We start from the raw sequence: 15,046 nt of genomic DNA on the forward strand, positions 1-15,046 counted from the left end.
GGTGGATGTCACGGTGGACTGCTCGTGGTGCTTCATTCCACGACTCTCTTCGCATTCAACCCGTCGAGCCACTCGATTGCGAGCATTAAATCGGCGAACCTTACGGGCTCTCCCGCGATTGGTCGTAAGGCGTGTTGGCCTGGAGGTTCGGCTGGTGGTTGGTTCAGCAGGTCATCGGGCGGACGGGCACGAGTTCGGTGCTCGCCCGGCGCTGGGTGGTGCGCTTGGCAGCGCGGTCGGAGACCAGACCGGCTATCCGCTGCGTGGGTTTCGCCGAAGGCGTCACGTCGCCCGGTGCATCTCTGGAGCGGATGCCACTGGCGATGTTCGGCGTTGGCGTGTTCGACGCAGATCCGGCGTGAGGACTGGCGGCGTTTGCGCTCGCGCCAGCCGTAGTACTCGGTGACCGGCAGGTCGTCCAGGTATCGGCCCGGCCCTCGCCCCGCGTCGGCGCGAACCCTGAAGACGGTCATGACGTTCGGACTCGCAGCGGGCCTCCCAGCGCGCAGCGAGCTCCGTGACCAGCTCGCCCGAGAGCCACTTCGGGACACCGCAGAACGGGATGCGCATCACCGCACGGATCTGATGAGTCATCACGACCCGGACAACTCGCACGACCACCCCGATGTCCCCAACCGTGACGAAGATCATCAATCGCGGAAGAGCCCGTAAATCCAGGTGTCCCCTCCCGACCGCCCCGGTAGCGTGCGCCGGCATGACATCGGAACTGGAACGCCCCCCGCTCCAAGCGGACGAACGCACCGCGCTCATCGGCTGGCTGGACCTGCAGCGGCAGATCCTGCGCTGGAAGTGCGAGGGGCTGAACGACGAGGACGCGCACCGCCCGGTCATCCCGACCTCACCGGTCATGACGATGGCCGGGCTCATCTCCCACATGCGCTGGACCGAGCACATGTGGCTGGAGGTGCTGTTCCTCGGCGGCGACGAGAAGCAGAACCCCTCGTTCGACGAGTCGAGCGAGGACGCCGACTGGCACACCGACGGCCGCCCCCTCGCCGAGCTCCTCGCGGAGTACGAGGCCCAGTGCTCCCGCAGCAACGAGATCGTCGCCGCGGCCTCCCTGGACGACGTCGGCCGCCACCCCGGCTTCCGCTCCGGCAGCGCCAACCTCCGCTGGATACTGATCCACCTCGTCGAGGAGACGGGGCGGCACGCGGGGCACGCGGACATCGTCCGAGAGCTGCTCGACGGCACGAAGGGGTATTACTAGCGCGGCTCCGTGTAGCGGGCCCTTGCCTCAGGAGCCGGGCCGACACGCCTCACGACCAATCGCGGGAGAGCCCGTTTCGATCGAAGCACCAGGCACTGCTTCTTGGATCTCCTCACCTGAGCGTGGTGTTGGGACCAGGCCGGCCTCGGTGTTCCCGCCATCGGCCACCCCGCCGCGGTGTCCGATCTGGGAGTAACAGCTCGATTCGCGCCCACTGCGCGTCGGTCAACGGCACCTACGAACAACGACCGGCGGTGTTGGTTGGAACGGCGCCGCTGTCAGGCGGTCGGCCCGGTGCGCAGCCGCCGCGCGTCCCGTACGAGCGTGTACGAAGCGCTGAGGAAGATCACGGCTCCAGCCACGAGCCGGAGGGCCGACGCCCCAGAGCGGTACTCACGAACGGCAGGAACGAGCAGCATCACGCTGGTAGGGGCGCCCAAGGCCGAGATCAGAGCGCTGATGCAGTGAGTCACACAGACGTCATCAACGACGCCCCTCGGCCGTGAGGACGCGGAGGTCCCGCCGGAGTCCTGCGGGGAGAGGCCTCCGGTCGCGGTGGCGAGGAGCAGCATGAAGGCGAGAGCGAAGCCGAAGTCGATGAGGAGGACGCCGGGCAGCCGGTGGGTGGCGTAGGAGCCACCGGCCGCGACGCCGGTCAGGAGCGCAAGGCCGACCGACGTGAGCGCCAGGCCCGGCACGATCAGGCCGGCGAGGCCGCGGGGTGCCGGCCGGTGCTGGAGGCCGGCGGAGACCTGGGCGGAGGCGTTCCTGCCATCGGCAGCAGGACGGGCCGATCCCGTCCGGGGCAGCCGCGGGCGTCCACCCGACCACATCGTCGGATCGCCCTGCGCATTCGCCGGACCGGTCGCGCCGAGCGGCCTGCCCGGCGCCAGGGGCGGCCCGAGACTCACCCGTGACCTGCGGGAAGGTGCGCGACGGGGTTACCGCGGGTTCCGTGGCCACACGCACAGGATCGTCACCGAACCGACATACCAAGCGGTCGGAAACCCCCTTACGCAGGGGCTATACCCATGAGTAACGTACGCGGACCACCAGCGCCACCCGCCCGTTCCCCGGGGCGGCAAGGAGCAAGATCGATGTCGTACCACCAGCCTTTCCCCGGCCCACCGCCCGTACCCCCGCACCGGAATGCCGGGCGGCACCGCCAAGAGGCGGCGTCGCAGTCCTGGGAGGGTGGATCGCCGTCCTGGGACACCGATCCACAGGCAGCCTGGGACTCCGCCCCGCGAGCGTGGGACTCCTCGCCGCAGGGCTGGGACTCCGCGCAGCAGCCCTGGGACGCGTCCCCGCAACCGCAACCGCCCGCCGCCACCGACGATTGTGGTGATCTCCACCGGCTCGGATCGGCTTACCGCAGGCTCCGCCGCGCCGCCACCTTCACCGCGCTCGGCTACTTCGTCATCTTCCTTTTCCTGTCCGGCTACGCCCCCTCGATGATGACCAGCAACATCACAGGTGGTCTCACCACCGGTCTGGTCCTGGGGCTCCTCCAACTGCCCGTGGCGCTGGCTGCGATCGCGCTGTACGAGCGGATCGCGCGCAGACACGTCGACCCGCTCGCCGCGGCGATCCGCGAACGCGCCGAGCAGGCGGCCGCGGCAGCCGTGCCCCAGCCAGAACGCCAGAGCCGCTCCGGACGTCCCGTGTGGCAGCAGCCCACCGGAGGTGCGCGCGCATGACCAGCTTCAGCTCCGAGGCCCAGACCATGTCGCTGATGGCGTTCATCGCGGTCATCACTGTCACGCTGCTGCTCTGCGTGATAACCGGCCCCGACCGTGACGACCTGGGCGATTTCTACACCGGCTACCGCTCGCTCTCCCCCGTGCAGAGCGGCCTCGCGATCGCCGGCGACTACATTTCCGCCGGCACCGTGCTCGGCACCATCGGCATCATCGCGCTCGTCGGCTACGACGGCGTCACGCTCGTCCTGAGCACCGTGCTCTCACTGGTCCTGATGATGTTCCTGCTCGCCGAACCGCTGCGTAACGCCGGCCGGTTCACGATCGGCGACGTCTTCACCCGGCGTCTCCCCGGCCCCGCCGTGCGGATCACCACGGCCGCGGTCACCCTGACCGCACTGCTGCCGCTGGTGATCTTCCAGCTCGCGGGCGCCGGCGATCTCCTCTCCGTCGTCCTCGGCTTCGACGCCGACGGCTTCAAGACCGGGGCGATCGTGTTCCTGGGCCTGCTGATGATCGCGTACGCGGCGATCGGCGGCATGAAGGGCACGGCCTTCATCCAGATCGTCAAGACCGTCGTCCTGCTCGGCGCCTCCCTCGCGATCGCCGCGCTCATCCTCAACCGCTTCGACTTCAGCCTGCCCTCCCTGCTGGACGCCGCCAAGCGCGGCAGCGGGGCGGGAGACGCCTATCTCGCCTCCGGTCTGCAGTTCGGTGGCAACGAGCTCGACATGATCAGCACACAGTTGACAGTCGTGCTCGGCGCCGCGGTGCTGCCGCAGATCACCATGCGCATGTTCACCGCACGCAGCGCGGCAGCCGTGCGCCGTTCGATGTCCTGGGCCGTGTCGACCGTTGTCGTGACCTGTCTGCTGATCGCCATCATCGGCTTCGGCGCGGCGGCGATCGTCGGCCACCAGGGGATCGTCGCCGGCGACCCGCAGGGCAAGACAGCGTTCCTCATGGTCAGCCAGGCCGTCATGGGCACGGAGCAGACGACCGTCGAGACACTGCTCTTCACGGCTGTGGCGACAGCCATCTTCCTCACTCTGCTCGCCTCGGTCGCCGGGATCACCCTCGCCTGCGCCAACACCCTGGCGCACGACCTCATCACGCACGGGTTGCGCCGCAAGGCGCAACTGAAGGCCTCCACAGAGATGGCCATCGCCCGGACCGCCGCGGCGGTCGTCGGGCTCGTGGCAATCGCGATCGCCGCCGGTGCACGGCATCTGAACCTTCAGGCACTGCTCACCCTGTCGTTCTGCATCGGCGCGTCCGCGGTCGCACCGGCCCTCATCTACAGCCTCTTCTGGCGCCGCTACTCCCGTGCGGGACTGCTCTGCACCCTCATCGTGGGCAGTGCCTCCGCGTTCATCCTCATGACGGGCAGCAACCTGGTGTCCGGATCGCCCCAGGCGATCTTCCCGGACCAGGACTTCAACTGGTTCCCGTTCACCACCTCGGGCATCCTCTCGGCCCCGCTGGGCTTCCTCGCGGGCTGGCTCGGCACGGTGCTCTACGAACGTGACCCGGCCGACCAGCGCATGCGGTACGAAGCGGTCGAGGAGACGATCCTGGCCGGCACACCCGCGGCGAACAGCGCCTCCGCGTCCTGACGCGCACACCCTGGCGAAAGGGCGCCCTGCCTGAAGTTCCAGGCCGGGCGCCCTTTCGGCTGTCCCGAGGCGCCTGGGTCCTCTCGTTCGGATCTTGCCGGGCTCGCGCGCCCTGGTGCCGCGCCTCGCCGCGTTGTCGTAGGTCGGCACGGCTCCGCCCTGCGGGCTTGTCGACAGTGACCTCGGGGTAGCCCTTGACGTGGGACATGACCGCCACACCGCTCTCGAACCCGGAGAGCCCGAGCACCAGCTTCGGGAACACGATGAGGACCATGGCGATCATCAGGAACGGATGCTCCGCGGTCAGAGCCTGCGTCCGGTCAGTGACGACGTGTGGCTCGGCCATCACCTCCCACAGGCCGCGGCGCCACCACGACCACGTCCAGGCCGAGGTGTCCTGGTCGTCGGCGCGGTGCATCCGCAGGCGGGTGATGTCGTCGAGGACCAAGACCTTGGCCCCTTGGTCCTTCAGTACCCGTCCTACCTTCCAAGCCTGGGTCTGAGGCGGTCATTCGCAGGATCGTCGGGCCCAGGGGGTCCGGGTACGCCTCCGGGGGGCCGTGCAGCCACCGCGGCCACTCTCGGGTGGGTGCCACAACGCGCGAGGCGTGGTGATGCTGCATAGCGTGGGAGCTTCAGGGTCGCCGAGGCCGGGATGCGCGCGGGGTGAATGGATGTGAAGCCCGAGCTGGACTACAGGTCGCTGTTCGCGGCGACGCCGAGCCCTTATTTGGTGCTGGGGCCGGATTTGGTGATCGTTGGGGTCAACAACGCCTATCTGCTGGCGACCGGCCGTACCGGGCAGGACTTGCTCGGCCGGTACGTGTTCGATGCCTTCCCGGACAACCCGGCCGACCCGGGTGCGGACGGGGTCCGAAATCTGAAAGCCTCGTGGGGGCGGGTACTGGCCACTGGGGTGGCGGACGTATTGGCGGTGCAGAGGTACGACATCCCCGTGGTCGCGCGGCCGGGGGTGTTCGAGGAGCGCTGGTGGTCGACGGTCAACACTCCCGTTCTTGACCGGGACGGGCATGTTGCGTGGATCATCCACCGTGTGGAGGACGTGACCGCCTTCGTGCAGGCCCGCCTTGCCCGCAACCGGAATGCGAGTGAACCGCTGACCGAGCGGGAGGAGGGGATGGAGGCCGAGCTGTATCTCCGAGCCCGCGAGCTGCAGCGTCTGAACGAGGATCTGCGGGCAGCGCATGCGCGGGAGCGGAAGGTCGCTGTCACGTTGCAGGAGGCAATGCTGCGCTCCCCGGATCTGGCCCGACACCAGAATGTGGCGGTGCGGTACCGGCCGGCGGTCGGCTCCTTGAACGTGTGCGGCGACTGGTACGACACCGTTGACCTGGCCGACGGACAGTTCTCCGTCGCCGTGGGCGACGTCGTCGGGCACGGCCTGGAGGCCGCCACCGTGATGGGGATGCTCCGCAGCGCGCTGTCCGCGGCAAGCCGGGCGGCGACCGGGCCTGCCCAGGCTCTGGAGGTGCTGGGCATGTACGCCCGCTCCGTGGAGGGCGCGCTGGCGGCCACCGCGGTCACGGTGCTCGTCGACGCCCGGTCGAACCTTCTGGTCTACTCCAGCGCCGGCCACCCTCCGCCGGTGTTGGTGCACAGCGACGGCACGTGCGAGCTGCTGGAGAATGCCACCGATCCGCCCCTGGGCGCGCGACCCGAACATGTGCCGCGCCCGCAGGCCAGTACCTCCTATCGCCGTGGCGACATCCTGGTCTTGTACTCCGACGGGCTGATCGAACGTCGGGGGGAGGACATCGACACCAGCCTGGATCACCTCAAGGAAGCGCTGGGCGGGATGACCGACCTTGCTCCTGAACAGCTGGCGGACGCCTTGCTCGAGCGGCTCGGCGTGGCAGGGGGCGGCGACGACGACATCGCCGTGGTCATCGTCCGCCTGTAAACGCGGCGGCCGCCATCCCGGCCGAGGTTGACCGAATCCGAATCCGAATCCGGGCTGGTATTCACATCCGGCCGCTGCCAGTTCCTTCGACTGCCAGGACCAGGCGATGCACGTCAAGTTCAGCTCGGTGCGTCTGCGGTGCTCGCACCGTCGTGGGCACCGGGAAGGGTGAAGACGAAGCGTGTCCCGGGGGTGTGAGCGGTGTCGAGCGCGACGGTACCGCCGTGGTATTCGACGATCTTCCTGCAAAGGGCGAGGCCGATGCCGTTGCCCGGATATGTGTCCCGGGTGTGGAGGCGCTGGAAGATCAGGAAAATCCGCTCCGCGTACTCCGGACCGATGCCGATTCCGTTGTCGCTCACCGCGAATTCCCAGCGGCGTTCGACTCCCTCGGCGGAGTCCGCGCTCGCCGCGACTCCGTGGGCGCTGATGTGGACCTTCGGCACAACGTCCGGCGCGCGGAATTTGATGGCGTTGGAGACGAGGTTCTGCAGGAGGACTTCGAGCTGGGTCGGGTCGCCGTGTACGACGGGGAGAGGGTCGTGCGTGATGACGGCCCCGGTCTCCTCGATCACCAGGCCCAGGGAATTGGTGATGCGGCGCACCAGTGTCTCAAGGCTGACGTCGGCGTCCTGGGCGTGCAGGCGTCCGACCCGGGAGAAGGTGAGGAGGTCGTTGATGAGGGTCTGCATGCGGTTCGCGCCGTCGACGGCGAAGGCGATGTACTGCTTGGCCCGGTCGTCGAGCTGATCCGCGTAGCGGCGTTCCAGCAACTGACAGAAACTGGCGACCTTGCGCAGCGGTTCCTGCAGGTCGTGGGAGGCGACGTAGGCGAACTGTTCGAGTTCTTCGTTGGAGCGGCGCAGTTCCGTGGCTTGTTCGTCGAGTTCGGTGCGGGCGCGGTCGCTGAAGTCGAGCTCACCGGCCAGGCGCCGGCGCATTCCGTCCACGTCGGTCGCCAGGGCGCGCAGATCGGCGGGCCCGGAGGGAACGATGGAATGGTCGAACCGGCCGTCCGCGATCTTCCGTACGTCGGTGCGCAGCCGGTCCAGCGGTATCTGGACGCCTCGGCGCAGCCCCGCGAAGGCGAGTGCGAAAAGGGTGAGAACCATGCCTGCGATGGCGGTGAAGACCGTGTTGCGCAGGGTGCGTACCTCCTGCAGGTCTTCGCGGGCCCGATCTCTCTCGGCCTCGATCTGGATCTCCTGGTCGTGCAGGGCGGTGCGAAGTGAGTCGAATGCCGCCTTGCCTGACTCGGCGCGTTGATGGGCGGCGGCTACGGGATCAGCCGCTTCGCTGACTGGGCGGGCAGTCGTGGTCCGCCACCGATCGGCGCGCTCGAGTACCAGGGCGAGTCCGGCTGCGGCCCGCTTGTTGCCTGCTACCAAGGGCGACAGTTCCGCCGCCGCGGCGGTCTGTTGTGCGATGCCGTCCTGGTACGGCTTGAGGAATTCGCGCTCGCCCGTAATGCCGTATCCACGGATGCCCGATTCCTGATTGACCAGGGCGCTCTCCATACGGATCGAGGCGACCAGGGCCGGCGACCAGCGCTCGGTGAGCTGCTTGTTGACGTCCGTGGCGTGGGCGAGGACCCACACTCCACATCCGGCCAGGCCAAGGAGCGTCACCAGTGCTGCCGCGGAGCAGACACCCAGCCACCCTCGGGTGGTCCAGCCCGCTCCGGCCGACGGTGCCACCGTGGCCTGCTGCTGCACTGCGTCGATCCGCACGTCGGGTCCCTCCTCCTCGTCCCCAGCGGCACACCGGGGCGGCGTCACCCTACCCCCGGGACAACCATGGTTGTCCCGGGGTCCACCGCCGTCTACGGTGCTCCCATGGCAGCGGAAACGCAGATGACTCCTGAGCAGGAGGAACTGGCCGAACGGGCACGGCAGGTCGTCGCCGAAGCCGCCCGGCAGCTCGTCCTGCGCACGCCCGTGGCGGCAGCGGACGAGCTGGGCCCGGACGGGCTCCGGAGCGACACACTGGCATCGCTGCGGGCCCTGGCCTTCCTCGGCCGGGCCGTGGAGGAGTGTGCGGCACTGGCCGCGCGAGCCGCCGCCCTGGAGGGCGCCAATTACCCGCAACTGGGCAGAGCCTGGGGCGTCAGTCGTCAGGGCGCCCGCAAGCGCTGGCCCGGACTCGTCTTCACCGCCCGCCCCGCATCACGCCCCCTACCCCACCACCAGACCCGGAGCACCCTCATGAACGGCCTCGTCCCCCGCACCTACACCGTCCTTCTCGTCGAGGACGACATGGCCGACGCAATGCTCATCGAGGAGGCCCTGACCGAGAAGGGCATGGCGCGCGGGATTCAGAGGGCCGACGACGGCGTAGCGGCGTTGGAGTACCTCCGCGACCCGCGGACCGACCGGCCCGACCTCATCGTGCTCGATCTGAACATGCCCCGCATGAACGGCCGCGAGCTGCTGAACGTCCTCAAGAACGACCCGGTTCTGTCCAGCATCCCCTGCGTCGTGCTGACCACTTCCGCCGCTCCTGACGACATCGACGACGCCTACCGCCAGCACGCCAACGCGTACGTCACCAAGCCCGTCAATCTCGACGACTTCATCGAGACCGTCCAGAGCATCGACTCCTTCTTCTTCGACACCGCAGTGACTCCGCGCCACCCCATTGCCGATGCCGGTTGAGATCCGTGCTTCCGGATGTCCGGCATCCCCGCGGGAGGTCCTGAAGTCGGGCTCGCGTGCGTCAAACGCCCGTCAGAACACGATCAAGTGCCGCCCGGCCTACAGGTCCCCAGTTCGGCTTGCCGCCGGGAAGGCCCCGATCTCCGTTCTGCCCCATGAGCATCAGGAAGAGGCTCTTCATGGCGGCCAGCCCGCGGGCACGCCGGATCGCCGCCTCGTCCGCATACGCGTACGTGTCGAAGAACCGTGAGGCCGTGTCCGAGGGCAGCAGCACCCATGCGGCGGCGAGGTCCCACGCCGGATCGCCGGCGAACATGTCACCGAAGTCGACGATGCCCGAGAGCGTTCCGTCCGAGACAACGACGTTCGCGGGATGGAGATCGCCGTGCACCCACACCCGCGGGCCCTCCCACGCGTGGGCCGCGACGGCATCGTCCCAGACAGCCCGGACATCGGCAGCGATGTCGTCGGGGACGACGGCCTGGAAGAAGTTCTCGAAGCCGTCCGTGCAGTTCCTGGGATGGGCACCGCGATCCGAAGCAATCGGCGCCTCGGCGGGCGCCTCCACATGAAGCGCCCGGAGGAAGCCCGCCAGCGTGTCGGCCGCGTGGTCACCACGGCTGATGGAGCCGTGGTCCAGCGGCTCTCCGGGAACCCACGTCATCACGGTCCAGTGCTTGGGGAAGCGCTCGGAGGGTTCGCCGAACCGCACCGGCGTCGGCACCGGGAGCGGCAGGCGCGGGGCCAGCACAGGTAGCCACCGCCGCTCCCTGAGCTGGCACTCCGGGGTGCGGTCCATGCGCTGCATGCGCACGGCCAACTCGTCCCCGAGACGCCACATTTGGTTGCCCCAACCGCCCGCCACCTCGCGGATGGCCAGCCCTGCAAGGTCTGGATGTTGCTCCTCCAGCAGGTCGCGGACCAGGTCTGCGGTGATCTCGATCTCGGTGTCGGTCATGCGAAGTCACAGTACTAAGACGGCAGACGGAGCAGGATCTCGCTCGCCGGAACACCTTGCTCAGATCGCTCTGGCATCACCAATTCGGTTTCAGAGAACAGCGGATCAGAAGCTCGGGACAGACCGGGCCCAGTTCGGAGAAGCCTGTGTCCGTGCCCCTACTGCAGCCGAGCCGTCCACCTCGGCATGCCGTAGCGTCAAGTCGGTGCGCCAGTACGCCGTGACCAGCAGCATCCGGTCCTCCAGCGGGAGGCTCCACGCCGGCCTCTGCGGACCGTGTCAGCTCCTTCACGCCGCAGCTGTGTCACCAACGTGCCAAGACAGCGGGAGGAGTCAAGTGAACGGGTTGTTCAGGAGAGCTCCGACGCCGTAATCGCACAGACACCGCAAGATCCTTTCACTGCCCTCAGTGCCGGCCTGCGGGCAGTCAGGATGGACATCGCTGCGGTTCCACAGCCCTGAGCAGGCACTCGCGGTCGTCCACGCTGATCAGTCCGTCCGGAAGGGTCCCCTCCTTCAGCAACGCGCGCAGGCCGGAAGCGTGTGCGGCGAAGGCGGCCCTGCACCACTCGCGTTCTGGGTGATCGGAGTCCTTCCCGAACAGCAGCGCCTGGCGTTCGTCGTCGGCGTCGACGGGTAGAGACAGCTCCGCGGCGACGACCAGGAGTTCCACCAGGTCGGACCGCACCACGATGTCAGGGACCGCTGCCAGGCGGATCAGGAAGGGCAGGACGGCCGGCATCGCGGCGCTCACGTGGAAGACGCTGTTCATCAGGACGTTCTCCAGCACGGGCAGAGCAGCGGGGCCGGCTACCTCATCCAGGAGACCTCGGAGCAGGACGGGGACCCCGGCGGGGCACCCGGGAATCCGCGACCAGTCGACATCAGCACAGCCCAGTAGCGCGGGGTGGTCGCATACAGCTCGCTCCATTTGCGGATTCTCGCGGAGGAACCGGGCAACGGCAGCCTCTCTGACCGCCGCATCTATCGCACACATCTATCGGCCCCTGCCCCTACGACTTCGCCCCGAACTGCGTCCGTAAAACTCTTCCCGGGGGCGGGCGCCGAACGCAAGTACCGGTCCAGCAGTCACCACTTGCCGCCCTGGGGTGGTGGCGCCCCGGCCCAGCACTGGATTCCGGGACACCCCGTGGAGAGATTGCTGTGAACTGCAGGCAATTGCACGGGCAGCGATCGCGGCGGTCGGGGGTGCGGGATCCCTGTGCAGCCGTGTCCGGACGTTCCCTCGACAGGGGCGGCGTGGTGGTGAGAATGGAAGACCACGTCACGCAAGGGGGCAGCGTGTCTACGTATCTGCGACATGGTCGCGAGCGGTCTCAAGGCTGGCTGCGGTACCTGACAGCGGTGGGGGCTGGTGGGGCCGCTGTGGCGCTGTCGGCGATGTGGGCGTCCGGTCCGCTGGCCGCAGGTATCGGGGCTGCTGTTACGGCTGTCTACACCCTCGTCACCGATCGTGTGCGGCCGCAGCGTAGCGCGCCGCGGGAGGCTGGACTCCTACTCACTGCGTCGGGCCGGATTCCTCGATTCGATCAGGTGGACCGTCCTGGGCTGGCCGGTGTTCATCCCGCTGACAGGCACCCTGATCACCAACTGGCGCCGCCCTACGTCGAACGTGATGTCGATCCTGAGCTGCGGCAGGCTTTGCTGGAGGGCGGCTTCGTCCTCATCGTGGGTGAGTCGACCGCGGGCAAGACCCGGCTCGCGTATGAGGTTGCGCGCTTGTGCTTCCCTCGTCATGCCTTTGTCTGCCCCCTGGCCAGGCCGGCGCTCGCACATGCCCTCAAAGTCGCTCGGCGGCGTCGCCGGGCTGTTCTATGGCTGGACAATCTCGAGAACCATCTGGGTGCTGACGGGGTGACCGCGTCCGCGCTCACCAGGCTGCTTCAGGGCCGGCCCGGCCGGGTGGTGGTCCTGGCGACCATGCGGTCGCAGGAGTTCCGGCGCTACGACGCCCGGGAAGAGAGCCGGCTCACGGGGTCGGACCGGGACGCTTGGCGGGCGCAGCGCGAGGTGCTCCACATGGCCGTGAAAGTCCGGTTGGAACGCCGCTGGTCCACGGCGGAACAGGAGCGTGCTGACGCACACCGTGATCCGCGGATCCAACTGGCTCTGGGCAGTTGCGACCGGTTTGGTCTCGCGGAAGTCCTGGCGGCAGGGCCGGAGTTGTTGGCGGCATGGGAGAACGCCTGGGCGCCGGAGGCCAATCCGCGGGGCGCGGCGATCGTCGCCGCAGCGGTCGACTGTCGCCGGTCGGGATTGCGGCGGCCGGCGAGCAGGCAGTGGCTTCAGGACTTTCATCTGCCCTATCTCGCCGAGCGTGGTGGGCCGGACCTGCAGCCCGAGCCGTTTGCCGAGGCGATGCAATGGGCGTGCAAGCCCGCGTACGCCACCAGCGGACTCCTGATCGGTAACTACAGCCAGGGCTACACCGCCTTCGACTACCTGCTGAGCGCGCCACGGCTGCCTCCGGTGCCGGACCATCTGTGGGAGGCGCTCTTATCCCGTGTGGAGGCGGCGGACGCGTACGACATGGGGCTTCTCGCCCATCAGGCAAGTCAGCTGTCGCGGGCGACCGCAGCCCTGGAGCGGGCTCGGGCGGGAGGTGTGGCGGGAGCTGACTTCCTGCTGGCGATAGCGGTCGGCGACCGTGGACGACCGCGCGAGGCGGTCAGAAGCCTCGAGGGCATCGTGCGGCACAGGCGGGCCCAGCTGGGCCCGCGTCACCCCGACACGCTGGCTTCCTTGCACCAGTGGGCGTTCTTCACCGGGGAAGCCGGCGAGGGGCAGGCAGCCGCCGACGCGTTCGGGGAACTGGTCGCCGAGACGACCGCGGCTCTGGGCGCCGAGCACGCCGATACGCTCGCCGCACGGCACCAACGGGCCTACTTCACCGGGGAAGCCGGGGACACGCGGTCCGCTGTTCAGCAGCTCAGGGAGCTCTTGGAGGACAGGACACGGCTGGAGGGGCCCGGCCACCCGCAAGTTCTTGCTGGTCGGCGCAGTCTTATCTGGTTCTCCGGCCTGAACGGGGACCTGGTGGACGCCGAACTGCAGTTGCAGGAGTTGATGGAGGACGCCCTGCGAACGCTCGGCCCGGATGACCCTCACGTGCTTGCCATACGCAGTACCCAGGCGGACTTCGCCGCCCGGGCAGGCAGGGTCCGCGAAGCAACCTCAATCTTCACGCAGCTGATTGCCGAACGCAGCAGGGTCCTCGGCCACGACCACCCCCATGCCCTCCACACTCGCCTGCAACGAGCCCAAGGACTGATGAGCTCGGGCCGCAGCGAGCAGGCACACCAGGAACTGGCGCAGATCGTCGACGACGCGGCGCGTGTCCTGGAGCCGGGTCACCGCCATCTCGTCCTCGCGCACCGCATGGTCGACCAACTGCAGCTGCCCTGAGCCGCTTGATAGCCCGTTCGATCGCCGGCCGGGGGGTGGCAGGAGCCGTTGCAGCTTGCTCAGCCGGAGTGAACTGCATCCGTACCTCCCGATAGGCGGTCTGCTCCATCAGCAGACAAGCACTTCCATCGTCGCGCAGCTGTCCTCCTGCCTTCAGCTGCGCATCATCGTGTGTGACCGTTGGCTGTCGGGCGCCGATGCGTCGATAGCTGACGAGGGCCGTACCTCGACGGCTTGCCTGGATCAGCTTGAGGGGGATTGTTCGGTGCATGCGGATTCTGGGAGCAGGGGCAGCGACGGGGACTGGTCTTTCAGGTCCACGGATGCGTACGGGGGCTTCAACCCGTACGGATGGGGCGATGCCGACCAAGCGCGGTTCGCCGCGGTGTGGACCACGGACGGCGATTGTCTGGTCGATGACCTGATCGAGGCGTACGGGGCAATGTGGCCCTGGGTGTGTCCGCGACGTCTCCTTACGCGCCTGCCGATGCTGGCAGAGAGCCTGCACGGTCTTGCCCGCCAGAAGCTGATCGGGCAAGGACACACCTACCGGGACCAGGCGGACATCGTGTACGAACACGCTGCTATGTATGGTTCCTTCCATGCCGCGCGTGCCCGGAGGTCCTGGCCGGATGCGGCCCCGCAAACCTGTCCTCTGTGCGCAGCTGTTTTCACGGCCGGGCAGCTCAATCCATGGATCATCCGCCAGTTCGGGCCCTCACGCTGGTGCAAGGAGTGCTGTGTCCGGGCTCGCGACGGCCACATCGGCACGTTGACGCCGCGCGCGGCCCGCCAGGCGCTGACCTCTCTCTCGGCGAGCATGGGTGCCGCGCCACCGCAGGACTTCTCCAAACGACCCGTCCCTCTCGACCTTCCAGCCGAACAGCGGGACGCCATCGTCGGCGCCATGGCAGCATGCCCGCCGTCCGCGACCATCCGCAGCTTGCTGGGGGCCGGCAGCTGGATCGAAGTGCTGCGCACTACCGGCATCGTCCCTGACGCCTGGCGCCCGGCCCGAGGAACCTACTGCATCGCCGCGGACGGCCATCCATGCCGGTCGCTGGCCGAGCGCACCATCGATGACTGGCTGAGCCGCCACGGTGTCGAGCACCAGATCGAGCCCGCGTGGCCGCACCACCCCGAGCACAACGCGCATGGCCGACGCCGCGCCGACTGGCGGCTATCCGATGGCACATACGTCGAATACGCCGGCCTGAGCAGTGACGACTACCTCGCGAAGATCCAGGCCAAGCGTCAACTCGCTCACCACACCGGTATCAAGCTCATCGTCATCACTCCGCCGGATCTGGCGAACCTGACCGAGGTCCTCGGAGCATGGAGCAGTAACACCCGCACGTGACAGTGCGGGCCGGCTTGCGGTTGAGGATCCATACCGGTGCGTTGTCCGGACCGAGTCGGCCGCGCCTGGGAGCTCCCTCCGGTCTCGGGTGGCCGCTCGCTCCAGTTGAGCTCATCGGCGTACTGCGGACCGCTCCCCACCGGGTCGGCATCGCTCGTCAAACCGCCCCCTCCGGCTTGG

The 15,046-nt window shown here is 68.3% G+C and carries 11 protein-coding genes and 2 pseudogenes; 7 read left to right on the top strand and 6 right to left on the bottom strand.

What is annotated here, in order from left to right; all coding sequences use genetic code 11:
- Positions 1–715: 715 nt before the first annotated feature.
- Positions 716–1,231: a DinB family protein gene (locus ACFQ6X_RS16155; protein WP_383181874.1), complete on the top strand. Its 516-nt coding sequence runs from the start codon at positions 716–718 to the stop codon at positions 1,229–1,231.
- A 278-nt stretch (positions 1,232–1,509) separates the two neighbouring features.
- On the opposite strand, the gene ACFQ6X_RS16160 is transcribed toward ACFQ6X_RS16155, so the two are convergent.
- Positions 1,510–2,142, bottom strand: a complete 633-nt coding sequence (locus ACFQ6X_RS16160) for a hypothetical protein (protein ID WP_383181876.1) — start codon at positions 2,140–2,142, stop codon at positions 1,510–1,512.
- A gap of 186 nt (positions 2,143–2,328) precedes the next feature.
- On the opposite strand from ACFQ6X_RS16160, the gene ACFQ6X_RS16165 reads away from it, so the two are divergent.
- Together ACFQ6X_RS16165 and ACFQ6X_RS16170 are read left to right on the top strand one after the other, a co-directional pair.
- On the top strand, positions 2,329–2,931 hold the full coding sequence (locus tag ACFQ6X_RS16165; RefSeq protein ID WP_383181878.1) for a DUF485 domain-containing protein: 603 nt from the start codon (positions 2,329–2,331) through the stop codon (positions 2,929–2,931).
- Positions 2,928–4,547 (top strand): cation acetate symporter, encoded by a 1,620-nt coding sequence (locus tag ACFQ6X_RS16170; RefSeq protein ID WP_383181880.1) that lies wholly within the window; start codon positions 2,928–2,930, stop codon positions 4,545–4,547. The genes ACFQ6X_RS16165 and ACFQ6X_RS16170 overlap by 4 nt, the downstream gene beginning before the upstream one ends.
- Positions 4,548–4,695: 148 nt before the next feature.
- Here the strand turns inward: ACFQ6X_RS16170 and ACFQ6X_RS16175 are convergent.
- A pseudogene (locus ACFQ6X_RS16175) lies at positions 4,696–4,942 on the bottom strand (amino acid transporter); the annotation flags it as partial.
- 281 nt (positions 4,943–5,223) lie between these two features.
- Here ACFQ6X_RS16175 and ACFQ6X_RS16180 point away from each other — a divergent pair.
- Positions 5,224–6,468 (top strand): PP2C family protein-serine/threonine phosphatase, encoded by a 1,245-nt coding sequence (locus tag ACFQ6X_RS16180; RefSeq protein ID WP_383181882.1) that lies wholly within the window; start codon positions 5,224–5,226, stop codon positions 6,466–6,468.
- A 119-nt stretch (positions 6,469–6,587) separates the two neighbouring features.
- Here the strand turns inward: ACFQ6X_RS16180 and ACFQ6X_RS16185 are convergent, their stop codons facing one another.
- A complete protein-coding gene (locus ACFQ6X_RS16185; RefSeq protein WP_383181884.1) occupies positions 6,588–8,198 on the bottom strand; it encodes an ATP-binding protein in 1,611 nt (536 codons plus the stop codon).
- A 105-nt stretch (positions 8,199–8,303) separates the two neighbouring features.
- On the opposite strand from ACFQ6X_RS16185, the gene ACFQ6X_RS16190 reads away from it, so the two are divergent.
- Complete coding sequence (locus ACFQ6X_RS16190) at positions 8,304–9,122, top strand: response regulator (protein WP_383181886.1); 819 nt, start codon at positions 8,304–8,306, stop codon at positions 9,120–9,122.
- 61 nt (positions 9,123–9,183) lie between these two features.
- Here the strand turns inward: ACFQ6X_RS16190 and ACFQ6X_RS16195 are convergent, their stop codons facing one another.
- The 3 genes and pseudogenes from ACFQ6X_RS16195 to ACFQ6X_RS16205 form a co-directional block, all read right to left on the bottom strand.
- Positions 9,184–10,080: an aminoglycoside phosphotransferase family protein gene (locus ACFQ6X_RS16195; protein WP_383181888.1), complete on the bottom strand. Its 897-nt coding sequence runs from the start codon at positions 10,078–10,080 to the stop codon at positions 9,184–9,186.
- Between the two features lie 189 nt (positions 10,081–10,269).
- Positions 10,270–10,412: pseudogene (locus ACFQ6X_RS16200) on the bottom strand (IS5/IS1182 family transposase); the annotation flags it as partial.
- Positions 10,413–10,507: 95 nt separating this feature from the next.
- Positions 10,508–11,011: a hypothetical protein gene (locus tag ACFQ6X_RS16205; protein WP_383181890.1), complete on the bottom strand. Its 504-nt coding sequence runs from the start codon at positions 11,009–11,011 to the stop codon at positions 10,508–10,510.
- A gap of 371 nt (positions 11,012–11,382) precedes the next feature.
- Between ACFQ6X_RS16205 and ACFQ6X_RS16210 the strand changes: the two genes are divergently transcribed.
- Entirely contained in the window at positions 11,383–13,506 is a 2,124-nt protein-coding gene (locus ACFQ6X_RS16210; RefSeq protein WP_383181892.1) for a tetratricopeptide repeat protein, read from the top strand.
- 55 nt (positions 13,507–13,561) lie between these two features.
- Positions 13,562–14,866 (top strand): hypothetical protein, encoded by a 1,305-nt coding sequence (locus ACFQ6X_RS16215; RefSeq protein WP_383181894.1) that lies wholly within the window; start codon positions 13,562–13,564, stop codon positions 14,864–14,866.
- Positions 14,867–15,046: the final 180 nt, after the last annotated feature.

The sequence above is a fragment of the Streptomyces sp. NPDC056452 genome (assembly GCF_042796085.1).
Classification (GTDB): Bacteria; Actinomycetota; Actinomycetes; order Streptomycetales; family Streptomycetaceae; genus Streptomyces.

Coding starts and splice junctions, on each gene's coding strand:
- ACFQ6X_RS16155 (WP_383181874.1), top strand. CDS start 716: ATGACATCGGAACTGGAACGCCCCCCGCTCCAAGCGGACGAACGCACC.
- ACFQ6X_RS16165 (WP_383181878.1), top strand. CDS start 2,329: ATGTCGTACCACCAGCCTTTCCCCGGCCCACCGCCCGTACCCCCGCAC.
- ACFQ6X_RS16170 (WP_383181880.1), top strand. CDS start 2,928: ATGACCAGCTTCAGCTCCGAGGCCCAGACCATGTCGCTGATGGCGTTC.
- ACFQ6X_RS16190 (WP_383181886.1), top strand. CDS start 8,304: ATGGCAGCGGAAACGCAGATGACTCCTGAGCAGGAGGAACTGGCCGAA.
- ACFQ6X_RS16195 (WP_383181888.1), bottom strand. CDS start 10,080: ATGACCGACACCGAGATCGAGATCACCGCAGACCTGGTCCGCGACCTG.
- ACFQ6X_RS16205 (WP_383181890.1), bottom strand. CDS start 11,011: ATGGAGCGAGCTGTATGCGACCACCCCGCGCTACTGGGCTGTGCTGAT.